Here is a 16,035-nt window from a genome sequence, read left to right on the forward strand (position 1 = left end):
CTATGTTGTCATTAATAGCAAAAATTAAACAAGGTCAGCTCTGGTCATTTCCGGGCGGAATTCATCCACCTGAAGTCAAAGAACTATCAAATAAAACAGCGATTTCTCGAGCTGAAATTCCAAAGCAACTGATTATTCCAATCAAACAGCATATCGGAATTATTGGAGACACCTTAGTTAAAGTTGGAGATAGGGTGCTAAAAGGCCAACCCTTAACTCAACCCGATCTTAGTATGTGTGTACCTATTCATGCCTCCACATCAGGTACTGTGATAGCGATAGAACCAAGAACTGTCGCTCATCCATCCGGTTTATCAGAACTCTGTATTGTCATTGAATCCGATGGTGAAGATTTATGGTATGAAAAAAAACCGTTAGAAAACTATCAAGAATTAGATCCTGTTACTTTGATTAATCATATTAGAGCATCAGGCATTACAGGTTTAGGGGGGGCTGGCTTCCCTACCGCCAGAAAGTTACAAGGTAGTATCGCGAAAACAGATATTTTGATCATTAATGCAGCAGAGTGTGAACCATACATTACCGCAGATGATCGTTTAATGCGTGAGTATGCTGATGAAATTATGACCGGGATTAATATTCTTCGTTCTCTACTTTCACCTAAATTAGTAATTATCGGAATTGAAGATAACAAACCTGAAGCGGTCAAAGCTCTCAATCATGCCGCTATGGGGCATGATGAAAACTTAGTTATTCGTGTGATACCAACCAAATATCCATCGGGTGGTGAAAAACAGCTAATTCAAATTTTAACCGGACAAGAAGTACCTAAAGGCAAGATACCTGCGGATATCGGTATGTTAGTACAAAATGTCGGCACACTTTTTGCGATAAAGCGTGCGGTTTTCGATGGTGAACCCTTAATTGAACGTGTTGTGACATTAACAGGACGAACCTTTAAGAAACCAGGTAATAGCTGGGTAAGAATAGGGACATTAATCGACGATTTAATCCAAACTCATGATTATGTTGCCGATAAAAAAGCCCCAAGAATCATCATGGGCGGACCAATGATGGGCTTTACCCTACCCCACTTTCACGTTCCTGTCACTAAAACGGCCAACTGCTTATTAGCACCAAATCGTAAAGAGATTCCGGTGCATAAACATGAGATGGCTTGTATTCGTTGCAGCGCTTGTGCGGAAGCTTGTCCCGTTTCTCTTCTGCCCCAGCAACTGCAATGGTATGCAAAAGATCAAGATTACGATAAATGTGAACAATACAACCTATCAGACTGCATTGAATGTGGTGCATGTGCTTATGTATGCCCAAGTGAAATTCCACTGGTTCACTATTATCGTCAAGCGAAAGCTGAAATTAAAGAGATCAAGCTTGAAGCTCAAAAAGCAGAACGTGCGAAACAACGATTTGAAGCTCGAAATGCACGATTAGAGCGAGAAAAAGAAGAACGAAACGCACGCTTCAAAAAACCAGCGAGAAATCAAGCACCAGAGAAAAGTGCAGCGATTTCTGATGCAATTAACCGTGTGAAAGCAGCAAAATCAGAACAAGCACCAACAGGTCAAAAACCTGCGGTCGCTGCTGCCATTGCGCGCGCTAAAGCTAAACAAGCAGCGGCTATAGCTTCAGCTAACGGTTCAGTGAATGGTCAAGAAGTCACACCTGATAACAGTGAAATGATTAAATTACGTGAGGAGCGCAAAGCCGCCGCACGTGCCCGTAAAGCTGAAAAATCACAAACTCAATCAACAGAATCTCAGCAAGTAACGAATGATGCAGTGAAAGCAGATCCTAAAAAAGATGCTGTTGCTGCCGCCATTGCTCGTGCTAAAGCTCGAAAAGCCGCACAACAAGCGGCAGAGACTCCTGTGACTGATAACGCGACCGTCGCAGAGAGCTCTGCTGATAAAGAGCCTAATGTTGATGGCGTTAATGCCGATCCGAAAAAAGCCGCTGTTGCTGCCGCCATTGCTCGTGCTAAAGCTCGAAAAGCCGCACAACAAGCGGCAGAGACTCCTGTGACTGATAACGCGACCGTCGCAGAGGGCTCTGCTGATAAAGAGCCTAATGTTGATGGCGTTAATGCCGATCCGAAAAAAGCCGCTGTTGCTGCCGCCATTGCTCGTGCTAAAGCTCGAAAAGCCGCACAACAAGCGGCAGAGACTCCTGTGACTGATAACGCGACCGTCGCAGAGAGCTCTACTGATAAAGAGCCTAATGTTGATGGCGTTAATGCCGATCCGAAAAAAGCCGCTGTTGCTGCGGCCATCGCTCGCGCTAAAGCTCGAAAAGCCGCGCAACAGGCGGCTAAACAGGCGACAGAAAACGATCAACAATCACTATCTCAACCAGATAATAAGGAATAATTGAGCCGTGGCATTTAAAATAGCAAGTTCACCTCACGCCCATAACCATAAAAGTACGAAAACAATTATGCGTACTGTTATGGCTGCCACTATTCCAGGCATCATAACCCTGTGGTACTTTTTTGGTTGGGGTTCGATTATTCAAATCACTTTAGCGATACTGGTTGCGCTCGTTACCGAAGCTGTCGTTTTGAGGTTACGCCAACGCCCAATTATTCCTTATTTGTCCGACTCCAGTGCCGCGTTAACAGGTCTATTAATCGGAATTGCTATTCCCCCTCTAGCACCTTGGTGGTTAGTGGTGATTGGAACCGTTTTTGCCATCATTATCGCTAAGCAGTTATATGGCGGATTAGGTCAAAACCTCTTTAACCCTGCAATGATCGCTTATGTTGTATTATTGATATCATTCCCTGTACAGATGACATCATGGATGCCACCGGTTGAGTTTCAAGCTGAGCATCTTTCATTAGTCAGTGCATTATCAACGATTTTCACTGGCCATTCAGTTGATGGCTTTAGTGCATTACAGTTGCGTCAAACGGTTGATGGTACGACCATGGCAACACCACTAGACTCCGTTAGAACCGCATTAACAACAGGGCATAGCAGTGCTGATGCTTTAAAAGAACCGCTCTTCTCCGGCTTTGCAGGGATTGGTTGGCAATGGGTAAATATCGCCTTTCTGATTGGTGGCTTAATCATGCTTAAGCTTCGTGTTATTCAATGGCACATTCCAGCTGCGATGCTAGCTTCGTTAACGGTTATTTCATTGATTGGCTTCTTAATCAGTCCTGAGACAACTGTAAGCCCGATTATTCACCTATTTTCAGGTGCGACGATGTTAGGAGCTTTCTTTATCGCCACCGATCCGGTTTCAGCTGCGACGACGGTTAAAGGTCGTCTAATTTTTGGTGCATTTATCGGTATCATGGTTTATTTAATCCGTAATTTTGGTGGTTTTCCTGATGGTGTGGCTTTTGCGGTTATTCTTGGCAATATCTGCGTGCCACTGATTGATTACTACACTCGTCCACGAACGTACGGCTATTAGGAGTAACCATGTATAAAGCAATGGGAAAAAATGGGATTATCTTAGCGATCTTCGCACTGTTAGCCACGGCGTTAGTGGCAGTGACGAATGCAGTCACTAAAGATACCATCGCCAAACAACAAGAATTGCAACTATTAAGAACACTTAATCAAATTATTCCATCGACCAGCTATGATAATGATCTCTACGCAAGTTGTACTCTAGTAACGGCACCTGAAGCATTAGGGACGACTAATGCGATGCCGGTTTATCTTGCAACAAAAGAAGGTAAACCTGTTGGAGCGGCTATTGAGACAATTGCCCCTGATGGTTATAGCGGTGCAATCCACTCCATCATTGCCGTAGACTATAATGGAGTCGTGACAGGTGTTCGTGTCCTTGAGCAACATGAAACACCGGGATTAGGAGATAAGATTAGTATTAGAGTGACAAATTGGGTTGATGATTTCCTTGGTAAGAGCGTCACACCTGAGAATGAAAGTCGTTGGGCTGTTCGTAAAGATGGTGGAGATTTCGACCAATTTACAGGGGCAACAATCACCCCAAGAGCCGTCGTTAAATCAGTAAAAAGAACCGTGACTTACTACAATCAAAATCGTGACCAATTATTCAACCAACCTTTTAACTGTCGAGAAAAATGATGGCTGAACAAAAATTAGCAACAAGTGACAAATCTGTCGTGAACAGTGACGCGGAAATAATAGAAGAACAAGCTAAACAAACCACTCCCTCTTATGATGGCAAAAAGCTAATGAAAGAGGGAATGTGGACCAATAATCCAGCGCTTGTTCAGCTTCTCGGTTTATGTCCACTACTGGCTGTATCGGCAACCGTGGTCAATGCACTGGGTTTAGGTTTGGCGACCACCGCAGTTTTAGTTTCTTCTAATCTGATTGTCTCCTTAGTTCGTCAATGGGTACCTAAAGAGATCCGTATTCCTGTCTTTGTGATGATCATCGCATCATTAGTAACTTGTATTCAACTTTTGATGAATGCTTATACCTATGGTCTTTATCAGTCTCTAGGGATCTTTATCCCGTTAATTGTGACCAACTGTATTATTATTGGTCGAGCTGAAGCCTATGCCTCTAAAAATGCTCCTATTGCTTCGATTCTAGATGGCTTATGGATGGGGCTAGGAATGACGGCAGTATTAACCGTGCTCGGTGCACTACGTGAAGTCTTAGGTAACGGGACATTATTTGATGGCGCTGACCGCTTACTGGGTGACTGGGCATCGGTATTACGTATTCAAGTGATTCACTTTGACAGCCCACTGTTACTTGCAATGCTACCACCCGGAGCATTTATCGGGGTCGGTATATTAATTGCCATTAAGAACGTTATTGATAATAAACAGGGATAGTCACTAAAATGAATAATCAAAAACGGGTTGAGATATTAAAGCGTTTACGGGCTGAAAATCCACATCCAGAAACAGAGCTCCACTGGAACTCCCTTTTGAACTTTTAATCGCCGTTTTATTATCAGCACAAGCAACGGATGTCAGTGTTAATAAGGCAACAGACAAGTTGTACCCCATAGCCAATACACCGCAAGCTATCTTTGATCTCGGTGTTGATGGGGTGAAAGCGTATATTAAAACCATTGGGTTATTTAACTCAAAAGCAGAAAATGTGATTAAAACCTGTCGAATTCTGTTAGATAAACATAATGGTGAAATTCCAGAAGACAGAGCAGCACTAGAAGCCCTTCCTGGTGTAGGGAGAAAAACAGCCAACGTGGTGCTTAATACCGCATTTGGTTGGCCGACCATTGCCGTCGATACTCATATTTTTAGAGTCTGTAACCGTACTAAGTTTGCGATGGGAAAAAATGTCGATCAAGTGGAAGAAAAATTAATTAAAGTTGTACCTAAAGAGTTCAAAGTTGATGTTCATCACTGGCTAATTCTTCATGGACGTTATACCTGTGTTGCCAGAAAACCACGCTGTGGTAGCTGTATTATTGAAGATTTGTGCGAATATAGAGAAAAAATAGAGTTATAGAGCAGACTGAAATTTAAATAAAAGGAAAACATTATGTCAAATGGTAGAATTTTACACACAATGCTACGTGTTGGTGATCTTGATAAATCCATCAAGTTCTATACTGAAGTGATGGGAATGTCACTACTACGTCGCCATGATAACCCAGACTACCAATACACCTTAGCTTTCGTTGGTTATGGTGATGAGTCTCAAGGTTCAGTGATTGAACTGACCTATAATTGGGGGACAGACAGCTACGACCAAGGTACTGCATTCGGTCATATTGCGATTGGTGTTGATGATATCTATGCAACTTGCGATACATTACGTGAATCTGGTGCTCAAATTAGCCGTGAACCCGGCCCAGTAAAAGGTGGCTCAACGCAAATTGCTTTTGTCACTGATCCTGATGGTTATAAAATAGAATTAATCCAAAATAAAAGTGCCACGAGTGGATTAGGGTTATAGTACTCACAAAATGTTAACATAAAGGGATAGCTGGCTCGCTTTCACCGACGATTTTATCGCTCGATTTGAGATAATTCTTTCCTAGATTTAACTCAAATTGAGCTTTTTTCATTTCTGCAATCATAGTTCTCCCCTCGCCCACCCTAGAATGGGTACAAACCCAATACCCAATTAGTAATAATATTGCATATTAAAAAGCTTATATTTCAACAAATTAAAATAGCCATTTGCTTTTACAACATAAAAATTAGGTAATTTTATTTCATTAAAAAAAACTTAGTATTTATCAAATAAATTATATATAATAATTTCAAGAAGTTAATAAGAATCACCGAGTAAATTAAGTGTTTCAGATGTTGTAAATTTTCACACATTGATCTAGATCAATTTTGTAAAATGGCGCTTTTGTTACTATACCTAACGAAGCGATATTCTAACTAAAAAGAGTAATAGTTTTGAAAACTGAAAAAAATCCATTTGATGCGTTAATGCCAGCAGATATGGCTCACTTGGCTGAAGAAACTGGCGTTTATAAAGCCACCAAGAAGCAGATTCAATCCTTCTACCTAGCGATTACAGCAGGCGTGTTTATCTCTATCGCTTTTGTTTTCTATACCACTGTAACAACAGGTTCTGCCGATATGTCTTATGGCATGGCGAAGTTTGTTGGTGGATTAGCGTTTAGTTTAGGACTTATTTTAGTCGTCATTTGCGGCGGTGAACTTTTTACTTCATCCGTTTTAACAACCGTTGCAAGAGCAAGTAATCGCATCACAACACTTCAATTACTAAAAAATTGGGCTGTTGTTTATATCGGAAACTTTATTGGTGCTATCCTTTTTGTTATCTGTATCTGGTTCGCTGGACAGCATATGGCTGCACATGGTGAATGGGGTATTAACGCGATGAAAATTGCACAGCACAAATTACACCATACTTTCTCGCAAGCTGTCTTTTTAGGTATATTATGTAATCTAATGGTATGTCTTGCTGTTTGGATGACTTACTCATGTCGTTCAGCAACAGATAAAATCATGGTGATGATCTTACCTGTCGCGATGTTTGTCGCAAGTGGATTTGAGCACTGTATTGCAAATATGTTCATGATCCCAATGGGCATCCTCATTCACTCTTTTGCTAGCCCTGAGTTTTGGACAATGACAGGAATTAATCCTGACCAGTTTGCAGATTTAACAACAAGTAATTTTATTTTCAACAACCTGATTCCAGTTACCATTGGTAATATCCTTGGTGGTGGTTTATTTGTTGGAATGACGTATTGGTTTATCCATCGCCGTTCTGAGCTTAAAAAACAAGCTTAATACGACGATATTTGTTTTTTCTTTTATTTATACAGACAAGATAGGTAGGTATAACATGACTACAGCATGGGAAAACTTCGCTGGTGGTGATTGGCAGAACGATGTAAACGTTCGTGATTTCATTCAGAAAAACTACACACCATATGAAGGTGATGAGTCTTTCTTAGTAACTGAAGGTACTGAAGCGACTAATCAGCTTTGGGCTAAAGTTATGGAAGGCATCAAGCAAGAAAATAGCACCCACGCGCCTGTTGATTTTGATACTTCTGTTATATCAACAATTACCGCTCACGATGCTGGTTATATCAATAAAGATCTTGAAACTATCGTTGGTTTACAGACTGAAGCTCCTCTTAAGCGCGCTATCATCCCTAATGGTGGTATCCGCATGGTTGAGGGTTCTTGTAAAGCTTATGACCGTGAACTTGATCCAACAGTTAAGAAAATCTACTCAGAGTACCGTAAAACACACAACGCAGGTGTTTTCGATATCTATACTCCAAGCATCCTAAAATGTCGTAAATCTGGCGTTTTAACCGGTCTTCCTGATGCATATGGTCGTGGTCGTATCATTGGTGATTACCGTCGTGTTGCTTTATACGGCATTGACCGTCTAATGGCTGATAAGCTTGCACAACAAAACTCACTGGTAGAGCGCTTTGAAAAAGGCGAAGATCTACAGATGACTATGCAGCTTCGTGAAGAGATCTCTGAGCAGTATCGTGCATTAGGTCAAATCAAAGAGATGGCAGCTAAATATGGTTGTGATATCTCTCAACCAGCTGAAACTGCACAAGAAGCAGTTCAGTGGACTTATTTCGGCTACCTAGCAGCGGTTAAGTCTCAAAACGGTGCAGCAATGTCACTAGGCCGTACTTCAACTTTCCTTGATATCTATATCCAACGTGATATTGAAGCAGGTAAGATTACTGAAGTTGACGCTCAAGAGATGATTGACCACTTCGTAATGAAGCTACGTATGGTTCGTTTCCTACGTACGCCTGAATACGATACATTGTTCTCTGGCGACCCAATCTGGGCAACAGAATCAATGGGTGGTATGGGTCTTGACGGACGTACATTAGTTACACGTACTAACTTCCGCTTCCTAAACAGCCTATACACTATGGGTCCTTCTCCAGAGCCAAACATTACTGTACTTTGGTCTGAGCAGCTTCCTAAAGGCTTTAAAGAGTTCTGTGCGAAAGTATCTATCGATACATCATCTATCCAGTATGAGAATGATGATCTAATGCGCCCAGACTTCAACTCTGATGATTATGCAATCGCGTGTTGTGTAAGCCCTCAGGTTATCGGTCAGCACATGCAGTTCTTCGGCGCTCGTGCAAACCTTGCTAAGACAATGCTTTACTCTATCAACGGCGGTGTTGATGAGAAGCTTAAAATTCAGATTGGTCCTAAAGAAGCACCAATGACTGATGCAGTTCTTGATTACGATAAAGTAATGGATCGTCTAGATCACTTCATGGATTGGTTAGCGACACAATACGTGACTGCACTAAACAGCATCCACTACATGCATGACAAGTACAGCTACGAAGCATCTCTAATGGCGCTTATGGACCGTGATGTTTACCGTACAATGGCGTGTGGTATCGCAGGTCTATCTGTTGCTGCTGACTCATTATCAGCAATCAAATATGCAACGGTTAAGCCTATCCGTGACGAAGATGGCATTGCGACTGACTTCGAAATCGAAGGTGATTATCCTAAGTTTGGTAACAATGACTCACGCGTTGATGACATCGCATGTGAACTTGTTTCTACATTTATGGCGAAAATCCGTAAACTGAAAATGTACCGTAACGCGGTACCTACTCAGTCTATCCTTACTATTACATCTAACGTTGTATATGGTAAGAAAACGGGTAATACACCAGACGGTCGTCGTGCTGGCGCGCCATTTGCTCCAGGTGCAAACCCAATGCACGGTCGTGATGAGAAGGGTGCTGTTGCCTCTCTAACCTCTGTAGGTAAACTACCGTTTGCTGATGCGAAAGATGGTATCTCTTATACTTTCTCTATCGTACCAAATGCACTAGGTAAAGATGATTCAACTCAGAAAGCGAACCTTGCTGGTCTAATGGATGGTTACTTCCACCATGAATCTGGTAAGACTGAAGGTGGTCAACACTTGAACGTTAACGTATTAAACCGTGAAACGCTTCTTGATGCTGTTAAGCACCCTGAGAACTACCCACAGCTAACTATCCGTGTTTCTGGTTATGCTGTTCGTTTTAACTCTCTGACTCCAGAGCAGCAAAACGATGTAATTAGCCGTACATTTACAGAGTCTCTATAATTCTCTGGTAAATAACCGCTAAATAAAAAGCCCTTGCATTGATTGTAAGGGCTTTTTTTATGGCTAGCTCTACTTAAATGAGCCACTTTGTAATAAAATGATTATTAATATCTAAAGCCACTAATTATCATTCCAATCATAGCTAGTAGCACTAAAAAGAGAGAAAAATAATGTCAACGACTGGTCGTATTCATTCATTCGAATCTTGTGGAACCGTAGATGGTCCCGGTATCCGTTTTATTGTTTTTTTACAAGGCTGCTTAATGCGTTGCCAATATTGTCATAACCGAGATACTTGGGATCTTCATGATGGCAAAGAAGTCACTGTCGAAGAGATCATGAAAGAAGTAGTCTCTTATCGACACTTTATGACAGCATCTGGTGGTGGTATTACTGCATCGGGTGGTGAAGCGATGTTACAACCAGAATTTGTCCGTGATCTATTTAAAGCTGCACATGATGAAGGTATCCACACCTGCTTAGATACCAATGGTTATATTCGTAAGCACTCTGATGTCATTGATGAGGTGCTAGATTATGCTGATTTAGTGATGCTTGATCTTAAGCAGATGAATAATGAAGTCCATGAAAACCTCGTTGGTGTACCGAATAAACGTGTCCTACAGTTTGCTGAGTATCTTCAGAAACGTGGTCAAAAAACTTGGATCCGCTACGTTATCGTGCCGGGTTTTACCGATGATGAAGCCTCTGCTCGCGAGTTAGGTGAATTTATTAAAGATATGGATAATGTCGAAAAAATTGAGATGTTACCTTACCATAAATTAGGTGCTCATAAGTGGGAAGCATTAGGTTATGACTACCCACTTGATGGTGTTAACCCTCCATCAAAAGAGACCATGGAAAAGATTAAATCAATTCTATCTGAATATAAAGAGAATGTGATTTATTAATCTTTTCTCTAAAAAATAGGTTAGTAAAATAACCAATATACCTGAAATAATCGGTGTTGCTAGTAGGCGGCAAATGAGTGCAGCCAACAACCTAACGACTTCAAGTATGAAGGGTATAAAAGGGTGTAGATTACATGAATCTACACCCTTTTTTAACTTAGATCTCAACTCAGAAGCCCGCCTCTACCCCCGTTATTTTTTCATGTTAGAATAGTCGGACAAATACACCATTTGACCGATTAAAAGGGATTAATAATGAAAAGTGATATTGAAATTAGTAAAGATACACCACTTTCCCCCATTACCGATATTGCATTACAAGCAGGCTTAATCCCTGATGATTTGACCCCTTTAGGAACATCTAAAGCCAAAGTCAAAACCTCAACCTTAACTCGACTAAAAGATAGAAAAAATGGCAAATTAATCCTAGTAACAGCAATTACGCCGACACCGCTTGGTGAGGGAAAGACGGTCACGACTATTGGTCTTGCTCAAGGGTTAGCAAAAATTAATCAGTCTGTTATTGCCTGTATTCGTCAACCTTCAATGGGCCCCGTTTTTGGCGTTAAAGGCGGTGCAGCTGGTGGGGGGTATAGCCAAGTAGTACCGATGGATAAATTGAATCTACACTTAACCGGTGATATTCATGCGGTTACCTCTGCTCATAACCTCGCTGCAGCTGCTATTGATGCTCGTATCTATCATGAGCAACGCCTTGGATATCAAGCCTTCACGGATAAAACTGAGCTTCCTGCTTTAAGAATTGATAGTCAACGTGTGAGCTGGCGACGTGTTGTCGATCAAAATGATCGTGCTTTACGTAAAATCACCGTCGGGTTAAATAATCCAAACTCGACAATGAATGGTTTTGAACGAGAAGATGGCTTTGATATTTCAGCGGCTTCAGAATTAATGGCAATTTTAGCCTTAAGTCAAGACCTGCAAGATATGCGTCAACGAATAGGCAAGATAGTATTAGCTTATAATCTAGATGGTAAGCCAGTTACTGCCGAGGATCTCCAAGTCGCAGGTGCGATGACAGTTGTAATGAAAGAGGCAATAGAACCAACACTAATGCAAACTCTTGAAGGTGTGCCCACCTTTATTCATGCAGGCCCTTTTGCCAATATCGCTCACGGTAACTCTTCTATCATTGCAGATAAAATCGCCTTAAAATTAACTGACTTTGTTGTTACAGAAGGTGGATTCGGTTCTGATATGGGATTCGAGAAGGCTTGTAATATTAAAGCATCACAAGCAGGAAACACCCCAGATTGTGCGGTTGTTGTTGCGACGTTACGAGGCTTGAAATCTAACGCGCCTGACCAACAGGATTACCAAACAAAGACGCTGATAAAACCTGATACTGAACGTTTAGAAGCGGGGTTCTGTAATCTTGAATGGCATATCCGTAATGCTGAGCAATATAAAATCCCAGTTGTTGTCGCGATTAACCGTTTTCCTCAAGACTGTGATGAAGAGCTACAGTGGTTATTTGAGCGTGTAAAAGGACTCAAAACTGAAACTCATGTCGATATTGCAATCAGTGATGCCTTTCAATCTGGGGGCGAAGGTGTAAAAGAATTAGCCCAAGCAGTCGTTAATGCGACTCAAAAACAAGCAAATTTCACTCCACTTTATACACCTGAACAATCATTGATCGAGAAAATCAATCAAGTCGCACTTAAAGGTTATGGTGCAAAAGCGGTCGAATTATCGCCTCTTGCTCAACAGCAATTGAATGAATTTGAGCAGCAAGGATTTAACCACTTACATATTTGTATGGCAAAAACCCCAGCATCAATCTCCCATGATCCAAAATTAAAAGGGGCTCCATCAAATTTCACCTTACCAATTAGAGAGTTAAAGCTTTGCGCCGGCGCTGGATTTATCTATGCGCTGTGCGGCAATGTGATGACCATGCCGGGTCTACCAGAAAAACCTGCTTACATGCAGTTAGATATCGATCAAAACGGTAATATAGTTGGTCTGAGCTGATCTTAATAACTGATAAAAAACTGATTTAATATCTACAAAGTGATAGTCTTAATCATAGAGTAAGCATATAAATGAAAAGAGGTTTATCCTAATGGAAATGACAAATGCACAACGCCTGATTTTATCGAATCAGTACTATATCATGTCAAAATTATCACCTGAAAATTCAGCTCATTACGAACGTTTACAAACAATTGTTGAGCGTGGTTTTGGCTTGCAAATGCGTGAATTAGATAAAGACTTTGGTCAATTATCAGACGCGGTTTGTCGTGAAATTATCGAAGCGATGGAGATGCACCACGCAATGCAAGAGTCTTACAACATGCTCAATGAGACTGAAGCAAATCAAGTTGATGCTCGTCGCCTACAATTCCTTGGCTTTGATGCTGCTACTGAATCTCAGCAACTTCATTATGTACGCTTCATTACCACAACTGAAGGCCAATATCCGCAGTTTGATAGCTCGCAACACCAATTCAATAGCCAAACGCCAATGATGAATAAGTATCAGCGTATGCTTGCTGAATGGAAAGCCTGCCCACGTCAATACCATTTATCAGCTGCTGAGTTACAGAAAATTCTTGCTGCTTAATCCATCGCGTTTCTACACGCCTAAATAATGGAAGTCCAAACGGCAGCAATTAAAAAGAGAGTCTGGTTCGTTTTGCGTTCATCGCCAAACAACCGCTCTCTTTTTTTATGCTTCGCACGGTTTCATATTGACTCTGTACTACCTAAAATAATTGGCGTTATTAGTAGATGGTAAGTAAGAAGGGTATATGGTTTCTATTCTTTCATCATTGATTTTTAGTTATACTTAGCGACAACCTAATTCTACTCGAGTATTTATTAATGTCATTCCAGTGCCCTCTCTGCTTTTCTGCTCTTAATCAAAATAATCATCACTGGGTATGCGAAAATAATCATCAATTTGATCTCGCAAAAGAAGGCTACGTAAATCTGATGCCTGCTCATCACAAACGCTCAAAGAACCCGGGTGATAATAAAGAGATGATGCAAGCGAGACGTGCTTTTTTAGAAAACGAGCATTATCAACCACTTCGTCAAGCGGTAATCAAGGAAGTGACGGCTCATTTAGAAACGAACCAAGCTCTTAAAGTTTTAGATATTGGTTGTGGTGAGGGGTATTATACATCGGCGTTAGCCACTAAATTACAAGAGTACAACGAGAAAAGCCAAGTTTACGGATTAGATATCTCTAAAGTCGCCATTAAATTTGCTGCTAAACGTTATCCTCAAGCCGATTTTTGTGTTGCATCTAGTCACCGTCTACCTTTTGCGGATAACTCCCTTGATGGTATTGTACGTATTTATGCACCATGTAAAGCGGAAGAGTTATCACGCGTGATTAAATCAGATGGCATCATTGTGACGGTAACCCCTGCAGCTCGTCATCTTTATCAGCTAAAAGAAAAGGTTTATCAGAGCGTAAAACTCCATGAAACTCAACCAGAAGAAATTGCAGGTTTTGAATTGATTAAACAGACGTTACTGCCTTATAGCATGGATTTAAATAGCCAAGATGCAACAGCTCTACTTCAAATGACACCGTTTGCTTGGCGAGCTTCAGAGCAAGTTTGGCAGCAGTTAGAAGCAGAAAATGATCATCAAATTGAAGCTGACTTCTCAATCTCAATTTATCGAAAAAAGTAATCCTTTATTTTATATATCACTGAATAAAAAATAAAAAAGGTCGAAGACTGTTTGATGGTAACAGCCTTCGACCTTTTAGTGATTCTTTAATATGAATCCCAAGATTTAAATTATTTCTGCAGCTCATTCCAACAATTAACAACTAAAGCGAAGTCCGCTGGCGTTAGTTCATTCTGGTTTGCAGTCACACTTTCTAATACTTGCTGCTTAAAAATATCGAGATCTTCAATATTTTCTAATTCACAACTCGCAGCAGCAAGAGAGATATGTCCACGTAAATAACCATTAGCAAACAGTTGATCCTCAGTAGAGGTCTCTACCATCGCATCCATCATATCCATTAGTTTTTCTTCGTAATCTTGAATTGTCATCACTTATATATCCGTTGTTACGTATTGCTATACCCTTGATATTTGAAGTCACTAGGTTGTTGTTAGCGTCCATTCGCTGACTAGCAACTTCAATTATTTGGGATATACCGTTAATTAAATTTTTGGTGTCAATGTTTCCACATGCATATTTTGACCACGGTGGCGCAATAAATGATCCATTAACGTAATTGCCATCATCGCTTCTGCAATTGGGACGGCTCGAATACCCACACATGGATCATGACGCCCTTTGGTGATCACTTCAGCTTCGTTGCCCTCAACATCAATCGTTTGTCCTGGAACCGTAATACTTGATGTTGGTTTCATCGCAATATGAGCGACAATATCTTGCCCTGAGGAGATACCCCCTAAGATACCACCAGCATGGTTAGATTCAAAACCGGTTGGTGTCATTGCGTCACGGTGTTCGCTGCCTTTCTGCTTAACAACGTCAAAACCATCACCAATTTCAACCCCTTTAACCGCATTAATTCCCATTAAAGAGTGAGCAATTTCAGCATCTAAACGGTCAAAAACAGGTTCACCAAGGCCAACAGGCACATGCTGAGCAACAACCGTCACTTTAGCTCCAATTGAATCGCCTTCTTTTTTTAGTTGACGGATCAGTTGATCAAACGGTTCAACTTTCGAAGCATCAGGAGAGAAAAATAGGTTATTGCCAATCTCATCCCAATCCACAGTTTCAATGCTGATATCCCCCATTTGCGAGAGATAACCACGAACCTCAACACCAAATACCGCTTTCAGGTACTTTTTCGCCACAGCACCAGCCGCAACTCGCATCGCCGTTTCACGAGCAGAAGAGCGACCACCACCACGATAATCCCTTACTCCATACTTTTGGTGATAAGTGTAATCTGCATGTCCCGGACGAAATAGATCTTTAATTTTTGAATAATCTTTCGATCGTTGATCCGTATTTTCAATGATTAAGCCAATAGATGTCCCTGTTGTTTGACCTTCAAAAACACCAGACAAAATTTTCACTTCATCAGCTTCTTGACGCTGGGTTGTATAACGAGAAGTACCCGGTTTACGACGATCTAAATCAACTTGTAAATCTGCTTCAGAGAGTTCTAAACCAGGAGGACAGCCATCAATAATGCAGCCTAATGCCAAACCATGACTCTCACCAAATGTTGTAACTCTGAATTGTTGTCCTATTGTATTTCCAGCCATGACATCCTCATTATCTATTTCTGTTGCTGTAACCCATCCATTTGGATACAGCCATTATCTTGTATTCGTTAGCTCTATCTCTCAATAGTGTCGTTATCTTGGAAAAGAGTAAAGGATTTATTGCTTCATTTCGCTGGTTATTTAATCAGTTAGAAAATGTGGCATTTTTAGCGGTAGATACTCAAAGTCATTGGCGTTGCTAGTAGGCGGTAAATGAGTGAAGCCCCATGACTATAGGTGTACTCTATGATTGGGGCGAACGAGTGCAGTCAACAACCTAGCAACTTCAAGTAAGAAGGGGATAGAGATAAAACAATAACACTTAAAAATATCATCATAGACTTTTAAATAATTAAGCTATAGTAAAAGTTGTCA

General features: G+C 41.0%; 13 protein-coding genes and 1 pseudogene. 12 read left to right on the forward strand and 2 right to left on the reverse strand.

Translation table 11 applies throughout. The features are described 5' to 3' along the window. Positions 1 to 2 precede the first annotated feature (2 nt). The 12 genes and pseudogenes from rsxC to rlmA all read left to right on the forward strand — a co-directional run bounded on the left by rsxC (position 3) and on the right by rlmA (position 14,089). Entirely contained in the window at positions 3 to 2,348 is a 2,346-nt protein-coding gene (gene rsxC, locus L0B53_RS17125; protein WP_235060802.1) for an electron transport complex subunit RsxC, read from the forward strand. Between the two features lie 7 nt (positions 2,349 to 2,355). After that, the gene (gene rsxD / locus L0B53_RS17130; protein ID WP_235060803.1) at positions 2,356 to 3,402 is read left to right on the forward strand and encodes an electron transport complex subunit RsxD; all 1,047 of its coding nucleotides are present in this window, start codon (positions 2,356 to 2,358) and stop codon (positions 3,400 to 3,402) included. An 8-nt stretch (positions 3,403 to 3,410) separates the two neighbouring features. Next, complete coding sequence (rsxG, locus tag L0B53_RS17135) at positions 3,411 to 4,043, forward strand: electron transport complex subunit RsxG (protein ID WP_235060804.1); 633 nt, start codon at positions 3,411 to 3,413, stop codon at positions 4,041 to 4,043. 110 nt (positions 4,044 to 4,153) lie between these two features. Then, the gene (locus L0B53_RS17140; protein ID WP_235062282.1) at positions 4,154 to 4,768 is read left to right on the forward strand and encodes an electron transport complex subunit E; all 615 of its coding nucleotides are present in this window, start codon (positions 4,154 to 4,156) and stop codon (positions 4,766 to 4,768) included. A gap of 8 nt (positions 4,769 to 4,776) precedes the next feature. Next, a pseudogene (nth, locus tag L0B53_RS17145) lies at positions 4,777 to 5,411 on the forward strand (endonuclease III). A gap of 33 nt (positions 5,412 to 5,444) precedes the next feature. Next, the gene (gene gloA / locus L0B53_RS17150) at positions 5,445 to 5,861 is read left to right on the forward strand and encodes a lactoylglutathione lyase (protein WP_235060805.1); all 417 of its coding nucleotides are present in this window, start codon (positions 5,445 to 5,447) and stop codon (positions 5,859 to 5,861) included. Positions 5,862 to 6,316: 455 nt separating this feature from the next. After that, positions 6,317 to 7,183, forward strand: a complete 867-nt coding sequence (gene focA, locus L0B53_RS17155) for a formate transporter FocA (RefSeq protein WP_260115564.1) — start codon at positions 6,317 to 6,319, stop codon at positions 7,181 to 7,183. Positions 7,184 to 7,238: 55 nt separating this feature from the next. Further along, positions 7,239 to 9,506: a formate C-acetyltransferase gene (gene pflB, locus L0B53_RS17160; RefSeq protein ID WP_235060806.1), complete on the forward strand. Its 2,268-nt coding sequence runs from the start codon at positions 7,239 to 7,241 to the stop codon at positions 9,504 to 9,506. 170 nt (positions 9,507 to 9,676) lie between these two features. Further along, positions 9,677 to 10,417 carry a pyruvate formate lyase 1-activating protein gene (pflA, locus tag L0B53_RS17165; RefSeq protein WP_235060807.1) on the forward strand — a complete coding sequence of 247 codons (741 nt, stop codon included), beginning with the start codon at positions 9,677 to 9,679 and terminating at the stop codon, positions 10,415 to 10,417. Between the two features lie 255 nt (positions 10,418 to 10,672). Beyond that, positions 10,673 to 12,415, forward strand: coding sequence for a formate--tetrahydrofolate ligase (locus L0B53_RS17170; RefSeq protein WP_235060808.1), 1,743 nt, complete (start codon positions 10,673 to 10,675; stop codon positions 12,413 to 12,415). Positions 12,416 to 12,506: 91 nt separating this feature from the next. Further along, entirely contained in the window at positions 12,507 to 13,007 is a 501-nt protein-coding gene (locus L0B53_RS17175) for a YfbU family protein (protein WP_235060809.1), read from the forward strand. A 260-nt stretch (positions 13,008 to 13,267) separates the two neighbouring features. Further along, a complete protein-coding gene (gene rlmA / locus L0B53_RS17180; RefSeq protein ID WP_235060810.1) occupies positions 13,268 to 14,089 on the forward strand; it encodes a 23S rRNA (guanine(745)-N(1))-methyltransferase in 822 nt (273 codons plus the stop codon). 110 nt (positions 14,090 to 14,199) lie between these two features. Here rlmA and L0B53_RS17185 read toward each other — a convergent pair whose 3' ends face one another. Both L0B53_RS17185 and aroC read right to left on the reverse strand, forming a co-directional pair. After that, entirely contained in the window at positions 14,200 to 14,460 is a 261-nt protein-coding gene (locus L0B53_RS17185; protein WP_235062284.1) for a YfcL family protein, read from the reverse strand. A 114-nt stretch (positions 14,461 to 14,574) separates the two neighbouring features. Then, positions 14,575 to 15,660 (reverse strand): chorismate synthase, encoded by a 1,086-nt coding sequence (gene aroC, locus L0B53_RS17190; RefSeq protein ID WP_235060811.1) that lies wholly within the window; start codon positions 15,658 to 15,660, stop codon positions 14,575 to 14,577. Positions 15,661 to 16,035 lie beyond the last annotated feature (375 nt).

Origin of the sequence: Vibrio sp. SS-MA-C1-2 (assembly GCF_021513135.1) — a bacterium.
Lineage (GTDB): Bacteria > Pseudomonadota > Gammaproteobacteria > Enterobacterales > Vibrionaceae.